The sequence below is a fragment of the Streptomyces decoyicus genome, from assembly GCF_019880305.1.
Classification (GTDB): Bacteria; Actinomycetota; Actinomycetes; order Streptomycetales; family Streptomycetaceae; genus Streptomyces; species Streptomyces decoyicus.
Genome location: NZ_CP082301.1, coordinates 2,929,656 through 2,943,443 on the forward strand (window position 1 = coordinate 2,929,656; position 13,788 = coordinate 2,943,443).

The 13,788-nt window shown below is 73.4% G+C and carries 10 protein-coding genes; 9 read left to right on the forward strand and 1 reads right to left on the reverse strand.

What is annotated here, in order from left to right; translation table 11 throughout:
* Window positions 1-6 precede the first annotated feature (6 nt).
* The 3 genes from K7C20_RS12895 to K7C20_RS12905 are packed head-to-tail and all read left to right on the forward strand — an operon-like array spanning window position 7 to window position 3,212.
* Window positions 7-915 carry a carbohydrate ABC transporter permease gene (locus K7C20_RS12895; RefSeq protein WP_030082177.1) on the forward strand — a complete coding sequence of 303 codons (909 nt, stop codon included), beginning with the start codon at window positions 7-9 and terminating at the stop codon, window positions 913-915.
* 6 nt (window positions 916-921) lie between these two features.
* Window positions 922-2,241 carry a 6-phospho-beta-glucosidase gene (locus K7C20_RS12900; RefSeq protein ID WP_030082179.1) on the forward strand — a complete coding sequence of 440 codons (1,320 nt, stop codon included), beginning with the start codon at window positions 922-924 and terminating at the stop codon, window positions 2,239-2,241.
* Window positions 2,232-3,212 carry an N-acetylglucosamine kinase gene (locus tag K7C20_RS12905; RefSeq protein WP_053208903.1) on the forward strand — a complete coding sequence of 327 codons (981 nt, stop codon included), beginning with the start codon at window positions 2,232-2,234 and terminating at the stop codon, window positions 3,210-3,212. Before K7C20_RS12900 ends, K7C20_RS12905 begins: the two co-directional genes overlap by 10 nt.
* Before the next feature lie 29 nt (window positions 3,213-3,241).
* Here K7C20_RS12905 and K7C20_RS12910 read toward each other — a convergent pair whose 3' ends face one another.
* A complete protein-coding gene (locus K7C20_RS12910) occupies window positions 3,242-3,901 on the reverse strand; it encodes a FadR/GntR family transcriptional regulator (RefSeq protein ID WP_246655297.1) in 660 nt (219 codons plus the stop codon).
* Between the two features lie 317 nt (window positions 3,902-4,218).
* Here K7C20_RS12910 and K7C20_RS12915 point away from each other — a divergent pair, with 317 nt between their 5' ends.
* The 6 genes from K7C20_RS12915 (at window position 4,219) to K7C20_RS12940 (ending at window position 13,774) form a co-directional block, all read left to right on the forward strand.
* Window positions 4,219-5,607, forward strand: coding sequence for a hypothetical protein (locus K7C20_RS12915; protein WP_245171002.1), 1,389 nt, complete (start codon window positions 4,219-4,221; stop codon window positions 5,605-5,607).
* Between the two features lie 20 nt (window positions 5,608-5,627).
* On the forward strand, window positions 5,628-6,653 hold the full coding sequence (locus K7C20_RS12920; protein ID WP_078952990.1) for a glutamate ABC transporter substrate-binding protein: 1,026 nt from the start codon (window positions 5,628-5,630) through the stop codon (window positions 6,651-6,653).
* A 147-nt stretch (window positions 6,654-6,800) separates the two neighbouring features.
* Window positions 6,801-8,126 carry a hypothetical protein gene (locus tag K7C20_RS12925; RefSeq protein ID WP_078952988.1) on the forward strand — a complete coding sequence of 442 codons (1,326 nt, stop codon included), beginning with the start codon at window positions 6,801-6,803 and terminating at the stop codon, window positions 8,124-8,126.
* Entirely contained in the window at window positions 8,123-10,702 is a 2,580-nt protein-coding gene (locus K7C20_RS12930; RefSeq protein WP_053208802.1) for a serine/threonine-protein kinase, read from the forward strand. The genes K7C20_RS12925 and K7C20_RS12930 overlap by 4 nt, the downstream gene beginning before the upstream one ends.
* 1 nt (window position 10,703) lies before the next feature.
* Window positions 10,704-12,197 (forward strand): PP2C family serine/threonine-protein phosphatase, encoded by a 1,494-nt coding sequence (locus K7C20_RS12935; protein WP_053208801.1) that lies wholly within the window; start codon window positions 10,704-10,706, stop codon window positions 12,195-12,197.
* A gap of 227 nt (window positions 12,198-12,424) precedes the next feature.
* Window positions 12,425-13,774, forward strand: a complete 1,350-nt coding sequence (locus K7C20_RS12940; protein ID WP_053208800.1) for a vWA domain-containing protein — start codon at window positions 12,425-12,427, stop codon at window positions 13,772-13,774.
* Window positions 13,775-13,788 lie beyond the last annotated feature (14 nt).

Genomic DNA, 13,788 nt, shown 5'->3' on the forward strand with positions numbered 1-13,788 from the left:
TCCGAGATGACCACCACGACCCTCACCACGCGCCGCGCCCCGTCCCGCAGCGGCACCACCGGGGACCCGGCCGCCCGCGCCCGTGCCCGCCGCACCCGGCTGCTGCACTGGATCGCCGTCCACACCGTCGCCGTCGCCGCCGCGCTCTTCTTCGTGCTGCCGTTCGTGTTCGTCTTCCTCACCTCCGTGATGAGCGACGACCAGGCGATGAGCGGCGAGTTGTGGCCCCATGAGTGGCACTGGTCGAACTACGTCACCGTCTTCCGGACCCCCGGATTCCTGGACTGGTGGAAGAACTCCCTGCTGTACGCGGGACTGGGCACCCTGTTCACCGTCTGCTCGGCCGTCCCCGTCGCCTATGCGCTCGCCAAGTTCCGCTTCCGCGGCCGGCGCACCGCGCTCCTGCTGGTCATCTCCACGATGATGCTGCCGCCGCAGGTCATCGTGATCCCGATGTACCTGGTCTGGGCTCAGCAGCTGCATCTGGCGGGCTCGCTGTGGCCGCTGATCATCCCGATGGCGTTCGGCGACGCGTACTCGATCTTTCTGCTGCGGCAGTTCCTGCTGACCATCCCGCAGGAGTACATCGAATCGGCGAAGGTCGACGGCTGCGGGGAGCTGCGCACCCTGTTGCAGATCATCGTGCCGATGGCCAAGCCCGGTATCGCCGCCATCGCCCTCTTCCAGTTCTTCTCCTGCTGGAACGACTACTTCGGCCCGCAGGTCTACGCCGCACAGAACCCGGCCTCCTGGACGCTCTCCTACGGGCTGGAGTCCTTCAAGAGCGCCCACAACGTCAACTGGAACCTCACCATGGCCGCGACGCTGCTGGTCATGGCGCCGGTCATGCTCGTTTTCTTCTTCGCACAGAAGGCCTTCGTCGAAGGCGTCACGCTCACCGGAGTGAAGGGCTGATCCTGTATGCCGTCTCCCGAGGGACGCACCCCCCGCACCCGCCTCAAACTCGCCGTCGTCGGCGGCGGCTCCACCTACACCCCCGAACTCATCGACGGTTTCGCGCGGCTGCGTGACGTCCTGCCGCTGGAGGAACTCGTCCTCATCGACCCGGCCGCCGACCGGCTGGGGCTGGTGGGCGGCCTGGCCCGGCGCATCTTCGCCAAGCAGGGGCACCCGGGCCGGATCTCCTGGACCGGCGACCTGGACGCCGGGGTCGACGGCGCGGACGCCGTGCTGCTGCAACTGCGCATCGGCGGCCAGGCCGCCCGCAACCAGGACGAGACCTGGCCGCTGGAGTGCGGCTGCGTCGGCCAGGAGACCACCGGCGCCGGCGGCCTCGCCAAGGCGCTGCGCACCGTCCCCGTCGTCCTCGACATCGCCGAACGCGTACGCCGCCGCAACCCCGGCGCCTGGATCGTCGACTTCACCAACCCCGTCGGCATCGTCACCCGGGCCCTGCTCACCCACGGCCACAAGGCCGTCGGGCTGTGCAATGTCGCCATCGGCTTCCAGCGGAAATTCGCCGCGCTGCTGGGCGTCTCCCCCGGCCAGGTCGAGCTGGAACACGTCGGTCTCAACCACCTCACCTGGGAGCGGGCGGTACGCGTCGCGGGCGAGGACGTCCTCCCCGAGCTGCTGGCGGCACACGGCGACGCCCTCGCCGACGACCTGCGCATGCCGCGCCCGCTCCTCGACCGCCTCGGCGTCGTCCCCTCCTACTACCTGCGCTACTACTACCAGCACGACGCGGTCGTACGGGAGTTGCGCAGCAAGCCCTCCCGCGCCGCGGAGGTCGCCGCCATCGAGCAACAGCTCCTGGGGATGTACGGCGACCCGGCACTCGACGAGAAGCCGGAGCTGCTGTCCCGGCGCGGCGGCGCCTTCTATTCGGAGGCCGCGGTGGCGCTCACCTCCTCCCTCCTGCGCCACACCGGAGACACCCAGATCGTCAACGCCCTCAACCGCGGCACCCTGCCGTTCCTGCCCGACGACGCGGTGATCGAGGTGCCCGCGACCGTGGACTCCACGGGCGCCACCCCCCTTCCCGTACGCCCCCTGGAACCGCTGTACGCCGGACTGGTCGCGAACGTCACCGCCTACGAGCACCTCGCCCTGGAGGCCGCGCTGTGGGGCAGGGACGGCCACAAGGCCGACCGGGCCGGCGCGCGCAACGCCGTCTTCTCCGCCCTCCTCGCCCACCCCCTCATCGGCCAGACCGACTACGCGGACCGGCTCACCGACGAACTGATCGCGCACAACCGGGAGCACCTCACGTGGGCCTGACCGGCACGGCGCTCGCCATCGACGCGGGCAACAGCAAGACCGACGTGGCGCTGGTGACCGCGGACGGCGGACTGCTCGGGACGGCCCGCGGCGGTGGTTTCCGGCCGCCGGTGGTGGGCGTCGGCCGGGCGGTCGACGTCCTGGCGCCGCTGGTGCGGTCGGTCCTGGACCAGGCCGGGCTGACCGGCCCCGTCGAGCACCTCTCCGCCTTCCTCGCCAACGCCGACCTCCCCGTCGAGGAGGCGGACCTGACCGCGGAGGTCGCGGGCCGGGGGTGGGCGCGCACGGTGAGCGTCCGCAATGACACCTTCGCGCTGCTGCGGGCCGGGCTGCCGGACGACGGGGAGCCGGTGGGCGTCGCCGTGGTGTGCGGGGCGGGCATCAACTGCGCAGGGCTCGGTCACCAGGGGGCCGTCGCGCGCTTCCCGTCCATCGGCCGTATCTCCGGCGACTGGGGCGGCGGTTCACACCTCGCCGACGAGGCACTGTGGTGCGCGGCCCGCGCCGAGGACAGCCGCGGCGAACCGACCGGGCTGGCCCGCGCCCTGCCCGCCCACTTCGGCCTGACCACCATGCTGGAGCTGATCGAGGCCCTTCATCTGCGGACCCTCCCCGACCACCGCCGCCATGAACTGACCCCGCTTCTCTTCGCCGTCGCGGCTACCGGCGACCCGGTCGCCCGCGGCATCGTGGTCCGCCAGGCGGAGGAGATCGCCCTGCTGGCCGCCATCGCCCTGGAACGCCTCGGCCTCCTCGGCGAACCGACCCCGGTGGTCCTGGGCGGCGGCGTCCTGGCGGCCCGCCACCCCCTTCTCCACGAACAGATCACCCGGCTCCTCTCGGAACGCGTCCCCAAGGCGGTTCCCCATGTGGTCACCGCCCCGCCGGTACTGGGCGCGGCCCTCGACACCCTGGACCGCGCGGGGGCGGAGGCGGGGGCCTACGGGCGGCTGCGGGGGGCTTGGGGGTAGGGCGGGGCGGGCGTTGGGCTCCCCGGCAATCAGTCGTCCAGCGGCAGCGCGAGGTCCCGTACGTGTCCGGCGAGGAGGAGGACCGCGGCGTCCACGGCGGCCTGGGGGTCCTGGGCGCGGATGGCGTCGGCGAGGCGGGAGTGCGGATCGGCGGGGGCCGCGGTGGCGGTGTCCAGGCAGGCGGCGCGGCGGAGTTCCTCGCGCAGTGCGGCGCTCAGGGAGCGGTAGATGTCGGCCAGGACGGGGTTGTCGCTCGCCTCGGCTACCAGGACGTGGAACTCGGCGTCGGCGGCGGTGAACGCCTCGCTGTCGTGGGTGGCGAGGGCGGTCCTGCGGCGGGCCAGCGCGGCTTCGATACCGGCGAGTTGGGCGTCCGTCCGGTGCTTGGCGGCCTGGCGGGCGGCGACCACGTCGAGGCCCTGGCGGACCTGGGTGACATGGCTGAGCTCGGCGCGTTCGAGGCGGCGGCGGAGGGCGACCGCGCTGTCGTCGTCGGAGATCACGAACGTGCCGTCGCCCTGCCGGGGCTCCAGGAGGCCGGAGTGCACCAGGGACCGTACGGCTTCGCGGACCGAGGCGCGGCTGACCCCGAGGGTTTCGGAGAGCGCGCTCTCGGGCGGGATACGGCTGCCCACCGGCCAGGTGCCGTTCACGATCTGCGTGCGGATCTCGTCGGTCGCGGTCTCCACGAGCGACACCCTGCCCCTGCGGACCGACTGCACGAGATCACTCCCCCTCTTCGGCGCGGTGTCCGGCGGCGCGGTGTCCGGGCTCCGGCATCGCCTGATGTCTGACGACTCTGCTGTCCACTCTAGGGGGAGACGCCCCCTAGGGGGTGACGGCGGGCCCCGGCGTGGATCGCGATCCGAACAAGATCGGGGCAATCGCGGTGTGTGTGTCAGTGGCTACGGACATACTGCTGCCCATGCACCAGTCCTTCTCGTGAGCGCTCCCGGGCGCTGTGCGCGGGGGCCGGTCCCGAAGTCAGCGCCCAGGGGGAGGTTCCGTGTCGACCACCAGCGTGTCGGCCACCCATGCGTCACCGCCCGTCACGGGACGCAGGACGGCCTGGGCCGAGGGGCTGGACGAGCTGCGCGCCGCGGCGACGACCGAGCCCGGCAGGCTGCGGGTGATCGGTGCCTTACTGGCCGTGCTGGTGGTGGTGTTCGGCGCGGTCACGGCCTGGCAGGTCTCGGACCGGTCGGCGGCGGCGGACGACGTGGTGAAGCACAGCCAGCCGCTGACCGCGGACGCGGCGAGCATCTACCGGTCGCTGGCGGACGCCGACACGACCGCCGCGGCGGGCTTTCTGGCCGGTGACGAGGAGAGCGTGGCGACGCGTGAGCGGTACGCCACCGACATCTCCACGGCGTCCGCGCTGCTGGTCAAGGCCGCTGCCAACAGCGGGGGTTCGGACGGTGCGCGCGCGCAGATCGCGAAGCTCAACAGCCGGCTGCCGCGCTATACGGGGCTGGTGGAGACGGCGCGGGCCAACAACCGGCAGGGGCTGCCGCTGGGCGGTGCGTATCTGCGGTACGCCAATGAGCAGATGCGCAAGGAACTCCTCCCGGCCGCACGGGCGTTGTACGACGCGGAGACGGACCGGCTGGCGGCGGACTACGGCGCGGCGAAGGCGCGGCCGTGGTTCGCGCTGGCGGCGGGAGTGGTGGCGATCGGTGCGCTGGGGTGGGCGCAGCGGCGGCACTACCGGCGCACGAACCGGGTCTTCAACCGGGGCCTGCTGGCGGCGACGGCCGCGTCCGTCGTGGTGTTGGTGTGGCTGGTGGCGGGGCATACGGTGGCGCGTGCGGCGCTGACCGGTTCGTATGAGCACGGCGCCCGGTCGCTGCGGGTGCTCAACGAGGCACGGATCGATGCGCTGCAGGCGCGCGGGGACGAGAATCTGACGCTGGTGGCGCGCGGTGCGGTCCTGACCGAGGGCCAGGAGGATTTCTACGAGGCCGGTTTCCGTTCCGGGATGGCGGATCTGGCGGGCGGGGGCGAGCACGGTGCGGCGGCGGCGAAGAGCAGGCTGGGGGCGGCGCTGTCCCTGGCCGACGACGAGGCGGGACGGCGTCCGGTGCGTGCGGCGCTGACGCAGGTGCGGCAGTGGCAGGTGCGGCACGGCGAGGCGCGGGCGGCGGACGACAAGGGCGATTACGAGCAGGCGCTGGCCAAGGTGATCGGCGCGGGCGGGTCGACCGGGGAGTCCTTCGACCGGGTGGCCGCCGGGCTCCAGCAGGCGCTGGTGCATGAGCAGGAGGAGTTCCGGTCGACGGCGGACTCCGGGCGCGGGGCGCTGGGCGGGCTGCCGGTGGGAGCCGGGGTGCTGGCGGGGCTGGCGGCGCTGGGCGCGGTGCTGGGGATCGGCCGCAGGCTGGCGGAGTACCGGTGAGGAGGCCTGGTGAGAGGGGCATGCGGGTGCGCGCGCGAGGCCTGGTGAATCTGCGTGCCGTCCTGGCGCCGGCCGCGGCCGGGGTGTGTGTGATGGCGGCGGCCGCCGCCGTGCTGGTGCCGGCGCTGGGCGGCGACGCCGAGCGGGCCGGCCGCGGTCACGGCGGGGTCGTCTCGCCCACGGCGACGCACCGTGCGTACGGCCCGGGGGCGGCGCCGGCCGCTCCGGCCGTCGCGCCGTGCACGGCGCACAACGCCGCGGAGAGCCTGCGGCCGTCGCCGGACGACGGTGCGGCCGTGACGCGGATCAAGGAGAAGGGCCAGCTGGTCGTCGGGGTCGACCAGAACACCTACCAGTGGGGGTACCGCAATCCGGCGACCGGCACGCTCCAGGGCTTCGACATCGATCTGGCGCGGGCGATCGCCGAGGACATCCTGGGGCCGCACCCCAAGGTGGTCTTCAAGGCGGTGCCGACCAACCAGCGGATTCCGGCGCTGCGGAAGCGGTCGGTCGACATGGTGGTGCGGACGATGACGATCAACTGTGCGCGCAAGCGGCAGGTGGCGTTCTCGACCTCGTACTTCCAGGCGGGGCAGCAGGTGCTGGCCCCGGTCACCTCCAAGATCAAGGCATTCGACGATTCGCTGCGGGGCAAGCGGGTGTGCACGGCGGCGGGTTCGACGGGCGAGACCGAGCTGACGGCGCAGCGGCACGGCGCGAAGGTGCTGACGGTGCCCAGCCAACTCGACTGTCTGGTGCGGCTCCAGCTGGGCCAGGCGGACGCGGTGGTCACGGACAGTGCGCTGGCGGCGGCGCAGGCGGCGCAGGACCCGGCCGTGGAGCTGAAGGGCGAGCCGTTCACGGACGAGTCGTACGGCGTGGCGATGAACAAGGACGACACGGATCTGGTGCGGCGGGTGAACAAGGTCCTGGACGACTACCGGGGCGGCGGTGCCGACAGCCACTGGATGAAGGCGTACCGCACATGGCTGAAAGCCGATCTGCCGGGCATATCGGGGCCGCCGTCGCCGGAGTACAGCGACTGATCGCTCCAAGGAGCGGAGTACCGCCACTGTCCGCCCCTGGAGGGCCGGAAGCCGTCACTATGGAACTGGACGTGGGAGGAGCAGACCGCAGCGGCCGTCCGGCCGTGGCAAACGCCGTGCACCGTACGCGTATTGGAGAGGTGATCGATGGGGGTCCCTGGACCCTTTCCCGGTTCTCCGGGGAGGCCCGATGCCCCGGTGCTGGACCGGGAGGAGGTGGACCGTGCCCTGGCGCGGCTCGGCGCCGAGTACGAGGCGATCGAGACGTCGCTGCTCGCGTTGCAGGACCACGCGGGTCGCCGGCTGCTGGAGGGCGCCGATCTGGCCGGCACCACCAAGGAGCGCTGGGCCGCCGCGGAGCGGTCCATCACGGTCCTGTGGTCGCTGTTCGATGCGTATACGGCGGCGCTGGAGGAGGCGCGTGAGCTGCGGGCGCGCCGCCGCCGGCCGTCCCCGGAGGACCTGGCGGAGCTGACGGAGCTGCTGCACGGCGACGGGGTGACGGTGCCGGGCGCGGCAGCGGCCGGCGGCGGCGCGGAGAGCGGTCCGGCCCGGCTGAGCGAACGCTTCAGCCTGGAGGAGCTCGTCGAGCGGATGAACGGGCTGTACGCGCGGTCGCTGGACGTCATCGTGGCCGCCGATGCGGTCTGGCTGGCGCTGCCGGCCCGTATAGACCTGCTCTCGGCCGAGTTGCAGCGCACCCGTTCGCTGGCGCATTCGGTGGGGGTGCGGCCCGGTGAGCATCCGGCGGGCGATGACCTGGAGCGGATCACGGACGAGCTGGTGCGGCTGCGTGCCCAGGTGATAGCGGATCCGCTGGCGTTCTGGGTGTCGACGTCGACGGGGAGTTCGGCGCCGGGCGGGGGCCGTGCGGACACCGCGCGCTATGACCGTGCGGCCCGTGCGCTGGAGGACATCCGGCGTGAGGTGGCGGCGGTGCTGGACGTGCGGCAGGACGCGGAGCGGCGGCTGATGCAGCTGCGGGACGTGCTGTCGCGGGCGGACCGCACGCTGACCGAGGCGCGGCAGGCCCGCGGTGAGGTGCTGGCGAAGATCGCCGCGTCGGAGGTGCCTGCGGTCAGCGGCCCGTCGACGGCGCTGCACGAACAGCTGGCGGCGGCCGCCGACTACCGCAGGCGGGCGCAGTGGCACCGGCTTTCGCCGCTGCTGGACAGCCTCGAGGAGCGGGCGGAGGACGAACTCCACCGCGCCCGTGAGTCGTTGACGGCGGTGACCGCGCCGCTGGCGGTGCGGGCCGAGCTGCGCGGCCGGCTGGACGCGTACAAGGCGAAGGTGGGGCGCCACGGCATGGCGCAGGATCCGATGCTGACGGAGCGCTATGACGTGGCGCGCCGGATGCTGTGGAGCGCGCCGTGTGATCTGCGGGCGGCCGGGCAGGCGGTGTGGCGCTATCAGCAGGCGGCGGCGGAGGCGTTGGCCCCGCAGCAGCTGGAGGGGAGAGGGGAGTCGTGACGGAGCGGGCCGACGAGCGCTGCCAGCGGCGGGACTGCGCGGGCAGTTACGAGGATGTCGGCGGTGGTGAGCTGTACTGCGACGTGTGCGGTCTGGCGCCGGTGGTCTCGTCGGGCGGTCTGCTGTCCTCGCCGGCCACGGGCCTGACGGGCCGGGCGCTCGCGGGCGGCACGACCGGCCGTGAGGCGGCGGGGGCGCTGCTGACGGTCCCCTCCCCCGGGCCCGGTTCCGGCCGCAGCGCACCGTCCCGCCCGTCGGCGTCCCGGCGCTCGGTGTCCGGGCGGCTGTCGCGTGCGGTGTCGGGCGGTGGCCCGACCCGCGGCGTCTCGGCGGTGTCGGTGCACAGTTCGGGCAGCGGTTCGTCCTCCGGGGCGGCGCGCGGGCGGCTGGGCGTCGGCCTGGTGGCGGTGCCGGAGGTGCCGCGGCCCGATCCGCGTACGGCGGTGCTGGCGCATGCCGAGGTCCCGGAGCGCAAGCGGTTCTGCAGCCGGGCGGACTGCGGGGCTGCGGTGGGCCGGGGGCGCGGTGAGCGGTCGGGCCGTACGGAAGGGTTCTGCACCAAGTGCGGCCATCCGTACAGCTTCGTGCCCAAGCTGCGGCCCGGCGACATGGTGCACGGCCAGTACGAGGTCGTGGGCTATCTGGCGCACGGCGGGCTCGGCTGGATCTATCTGGCGACGGACCATGCGGTCTCCGACCGGTGGGTGGTGCTCAAGGGGCTGCTGGACACCGGCGATGAGGAAGCGCTGGCGGTGGCGATGTCCGAGCGGCGCTTCCTCGCCGAGATCGAGCACTCCAACATCGTGCGGATCTACAACTTCGTGGAGCATCTCGACCGGACGACGGGCAGCCTCGACGGCTACATCGTCATGGAGTACGTCGGCGGCATGTCGCTCAAGGACCTCGCCAACGACCGGCGCACGCCCCAGGGCAGGCGCGATCCGCTGCCGGTCGAAGTGGCCTGTGCGTACGGCATCGAGGCGCTGGAGGCGCTCGGCCATCTGCACAGCCGCGGCTATCTCTACTGCGACTTCAAGGTCGACAACGCCATCCAGCAGCACGACCAGCTCAAGCTGATCGACATGGGCGCGGTGCGCAGGATGGACGACCACGAGAGCCCCATCTACGGCACGATCGGCTATCAGGCCCCGGAGATCGCCGCACTGGGCCCGTCGGTCTCCTCCGACCTCTACACCGTCGCGCGCACCCTCGCCGTCCTCACCTTCGACTTCCAGGGCTATACGAACGTCTTCGCGGACTCCCTGCCGGATCCGGACAACATCGAGGTGTTCCGCACCTACGAGTCCTTCTACCGGCTGCTGGTGCGCGCCACGGACCCGGACCGGGCCCGCCGGTTCGCCTCCGCGGAGGAGATGGCCGAGCAGCTGACGGGCGTGCTGCGGGAGGTGGTGGCGCTCCAGTCGGGCGAGCCGCGGCCCGCGCTGTCCTCGCTGTTCGGGCCCGAACTCCGGGTGGTCGACACGGAGCTGATGGCCGCGGCGGAGGGCGACAGTTCGCTGCTGGGCGCGCGCGGGGCGGCGCCGGCGCGCGGGGCGCAACCGACGCCCGGCGGCCCCGCGCTGCGCCCCCTGGACATCGCCGGCGCGGCCCTGGCCCTGCCGGTGCCGCGGGTGCATCCGGGCGACCCCAACGCCGGGCTGCTCGCCGGGCTGCTGGCCGCCCCGCCCGCCGAGCTGCTGGACGCGCTGCGCTCCGCGCCCGCCGACTCCCTGGAACTCCGGCTGCGTGAACTGCGCGCCCGCCTGGAGACGGGGGACGGCGCGGCGGCGCAGCGGGTGCTGGAGGCGATCGCGGCGGAGCCCGCGGAGCAGTGGGCCGCCGCGCAGCGGGGCGGTACGGAGCCCCTCACCTGGGGCGCGGACTGGCGGGTGGTGTGGCACCGCGGCCTGGTCGCGCTGACGACCGGTGACCGCGAGAGCGCCGCGCTGGCCTTCGACGCGGTCTACGACGCTTTCCCCGGTGAGCCGGCCCCGAAGCTGGCGCTGGGGATCTGCGCGGAGCTGCTGGGCCAGCTGGACAACGCCGTGGAGTACTACCGCCTGGTGTGGGCGACCGACCGCAGCTATGTCAGCGCCGCGTTCGGGCTGGCCCGGGTGCGGCTGGCGGCGGGCGACCGTACGGGCGCGGTCGAGGCGCTGGAGTCCGTACCGGAGTCGTCCATCCACTACATCGCGGCGCGGATCGCGGCGGTCCGCGCCCGGCTGCGGGAGCGCCCGCCCCGTGATCCGCTGTCGGCGGATCTGCGGGCGGCCGCCGAACAGGTCGAGGCGCTCGCGGACTTCGGTCTGGACGCCGAGCGACGGGAACAACTCACCACCGAGGTACTGGGCAGTGCCCTGGACTGGGTACTCTCCGGTAGCCACGGTGCCGGGCCGGACGGCTCGGCGGCCGTGGGCGAGCGGCCGTTGCTGCTCGGCAGCCCGCTGGACGAGCGCGGTCTGCGGTTCGGCCTGGAGGGGTCGTACCGCATGCTCGCGCGGCTGGCGCAGCGTGGTGAGAAAAGGATCGAACTGGTGGAACGGGCCAACCGCTTCCGCCCCAGGACGTGGGTGTGACATGGGTGTGACTGGGCCGTCCCGGTGTCCGGGCTGTGACGAACCGCTGGATGCGGGGGACAACTTCTGCGGGCGGTGCGGCGCCGATCTTCTGACTCCCGCCGTGCCGCCGGCGTACGGCGCGCCCGCGCCCGGCGCCCCCGCCGTGCCGCCCCTGCCGGCCGCGCCACCGGCGCCCCCCGGTCCGCCGGGGCCGCCCGGCCCGCCGCCGGCGCCCGCACCGTCCGCCGCGGCCGCCCGGACCGCTCCGGCCGGCCCGCCGCCCCCGCCGGACCCGCAGGCCCGTCTCCCGTACGGGGACCCGGGCACGCCCCCGATGCCGGACCACGCGCCGCCGATGCCCGGCCATGCGCCCACGGTTCCCGGCCATGCGCCCGTGGCCGATCCGCGCGTCGCCGGATACGAGGCGGTCGCCGACGCGGCCGCGGAGGCGGCTGCGGGAGCGGGCGCGGGCGCCGAGTCCGGTGCACCCGTGCCCGGCGCGGCGCCCACCGCCCCGGGCACGGCATCCGCTACGCCCGGCACGGACCCCGGTGCGCCCGTCGCGGCCGGGGCCCCGTCCGCCACCCCCGCCCAGGGCACCCCCCTCTGCGCCGCCTGCCGGTCAGGCGCCGTGGGACCGGACGGCTACTGCGCGCACTGCGGCCACGCCCAGCCCCGCGCACGCGACCACATGGAGCGTGAGTTGGCGGGTATCGCCGCGGTCAGCGACCGGGGCCACCGGCACCACCGCAACGAGGACTTCTTCGCACTCCGCGCCGCCGCCCTCCCCGACGGCACCCCCGCCGTGGTCGCGGTGGTCTGCGACGGTGTCTCCTCGGCGACCCGTCCGGACGAGGCGTCCACGGCGGCGTCCGAGGCCGCCGGCGAGGCACTCGGGGCGTCGCTGCCGCGCGGCACCCATCCCCAACAGGCCATGCACGAGGCCATCCTGGCGGCCTCCTCCGCGGTCGACGCGCTGGCCGCCGACCCCGCCTCGGCGCATGACGAGCACCGTCAGCAGAACGCCCCGGCCTGCACCTTCGTCGGTGCGGTGGTCGGCGGCGGGCTGCTGACCGTCGGCTGGGTCGGCGACAGCCGCGCCTACTGGATCCCCAACGACCGTGCGGCGCCGCCCGCCCGGCTCACCGAGGACGACTCCTGGGCCGCCCAGATGGTCGCCAACAACCTGATGTCCGAGGCCGAGGCGAACGCCGACGAACGGGCGCACGCCATCACGGGCTGGCTCGGCGCGGACGCCTACGAGGTCGAGCCACATACCGCCACTTTCAAGCCGGATGGGCCCGGTGTGGTGGTGGTGTGCACCGACGGGCTGTGGAACTACGCCGAGAGCGCGGAGCAGATGGCCGCCGTACTGCCGCACGACGCCCCCAGCCGGCCCCTGGACAGCGCCCGCACGCTGGTCACCCACGCGCTCGACGGCGGCGGGCACGACAACGTAACGGTGGCGCTGGTGCCGTTCCCCGCACCGGCGGGGCGGGCAGAATCGGCCTGACCAGCTCAAAACCGACCGAGTCGGACGCCGGGGAGGGCAGGGGACCGGGAGACCGGGGGCACAGCACCACGCATCGCTTCTGTGGTGCGGCGCGCCGTACGCCACGTACGGCGCGCCACGCACCACCCGTTCTGCACGGCGCGCACCACGCACCACGTACGACGCACCCCGTACGACGCATCACGGGCACCGATCGACCGGTCACGGCGTCTCAAGGAGCGGAACGGATGGCCAACTTCACCAAGTCCCATGTGCCGCGTTTCTCCGCCGAGGTGTACCAGAACCCCTACCTCCCGGACGGCGGGCGCGAGGTGCACGCCATCGTCACGGTCACCGCGACCGGGGGCGGCACGACCGGGGGCCGGCCGGTATCCGCAGGAGGTGCCGGCGGGCCGGACGCGGGTGTGGTGATCATGGTGGACTGCTCCGGGTCGATGGACTATCCGCCGGCCAAGATGCGCGGCGCCCGTGAGGCGACGGCCGCCGCCATCGACACCGTGCGCGACGGCGTCGGCTTCGCGGTGGTGGCCGGAACCCACCGGGCCACCGAGATCTACCCCGGCGGCGGCCGACTGGCCGTGGCCGGTGCCACCACCCGTGCGGAGGCCAGAGAGGCACTGCGGAAGCTGAGCGCGGGCGGCGGTACGGCCATCGGGACCTGGCTGCGGCTGACCGCACGGCTGCTGTCGTCCGCCGGGGCAGGCATCCGGCACGCCCTTCTGCTCACCGACGGCCGCAATGAACACGAGTCGCCGCAGGAGCTGCGCGCCGCCCTGGACGCCTGTTTCGGCTCCTTCACCTGCGACGCGCGTGGCGTGGGCACGGACTGGGAGGTCAAGGAGGTCACCGCCATCGCCTCGGCGCTCCTGGGCACCGCCGATATCGTCGCCGACCCGGCCGGCCTGACCGCCGACTTCACGCGGATGACGGAGAAGGCGATGGGCAAGGAGGTCGCCGATGTCGTGCTGCGGCTGTGGACCCCGCTGGGCGCCGAGGCCGTCTTCGTCAAACAAGTGGCGCCCACGGTGGAGGACTTGACCGGCCGACGCAGGGAGTCCGGTCCGCGGTCGGGGGACTATCCGACCGGTTCCTGGGGCGACGAGTCCCGCGACTACCACCTCTGCCTACGGGTCCCGGCCGCCGCCGTCGGCCAGGAAATGCTCGCCGGACGCGTCTCGTTGATCATTTCCGCGCCGGACGGCCCCGCGTCCGCCACCCCGCCGCAGCCCCTGTCGCAGGGGCTCGTACGGGCCGTGTGGACGGACGATGCGGTCGCCTCCACCTCGATCAATCCGCAGGTGGCGCACTACACAGGCCAGGCCGAACTGGCCCATGTCATCCAACAGGGGCTCGATGCCCGCAAGTCGGGTGATACCGACGGCGCCACGGCAAAACTGGGCCGCGCGGTACAACTGGCCCGCGCCTCGGGGAACGAGGCGACTGTGAAACTCCTTGCGAAGGTGGTGGACGTCGTCGATGCGGCGACCGGTACTGTGCGACTGAAGGCGAAGGTCGCCGAAGCGGACGAGATGACCCTCGAGACGCGCTCGACGAAGACCATTCGCGTGAAGAAATAGCCACGATCAGTACC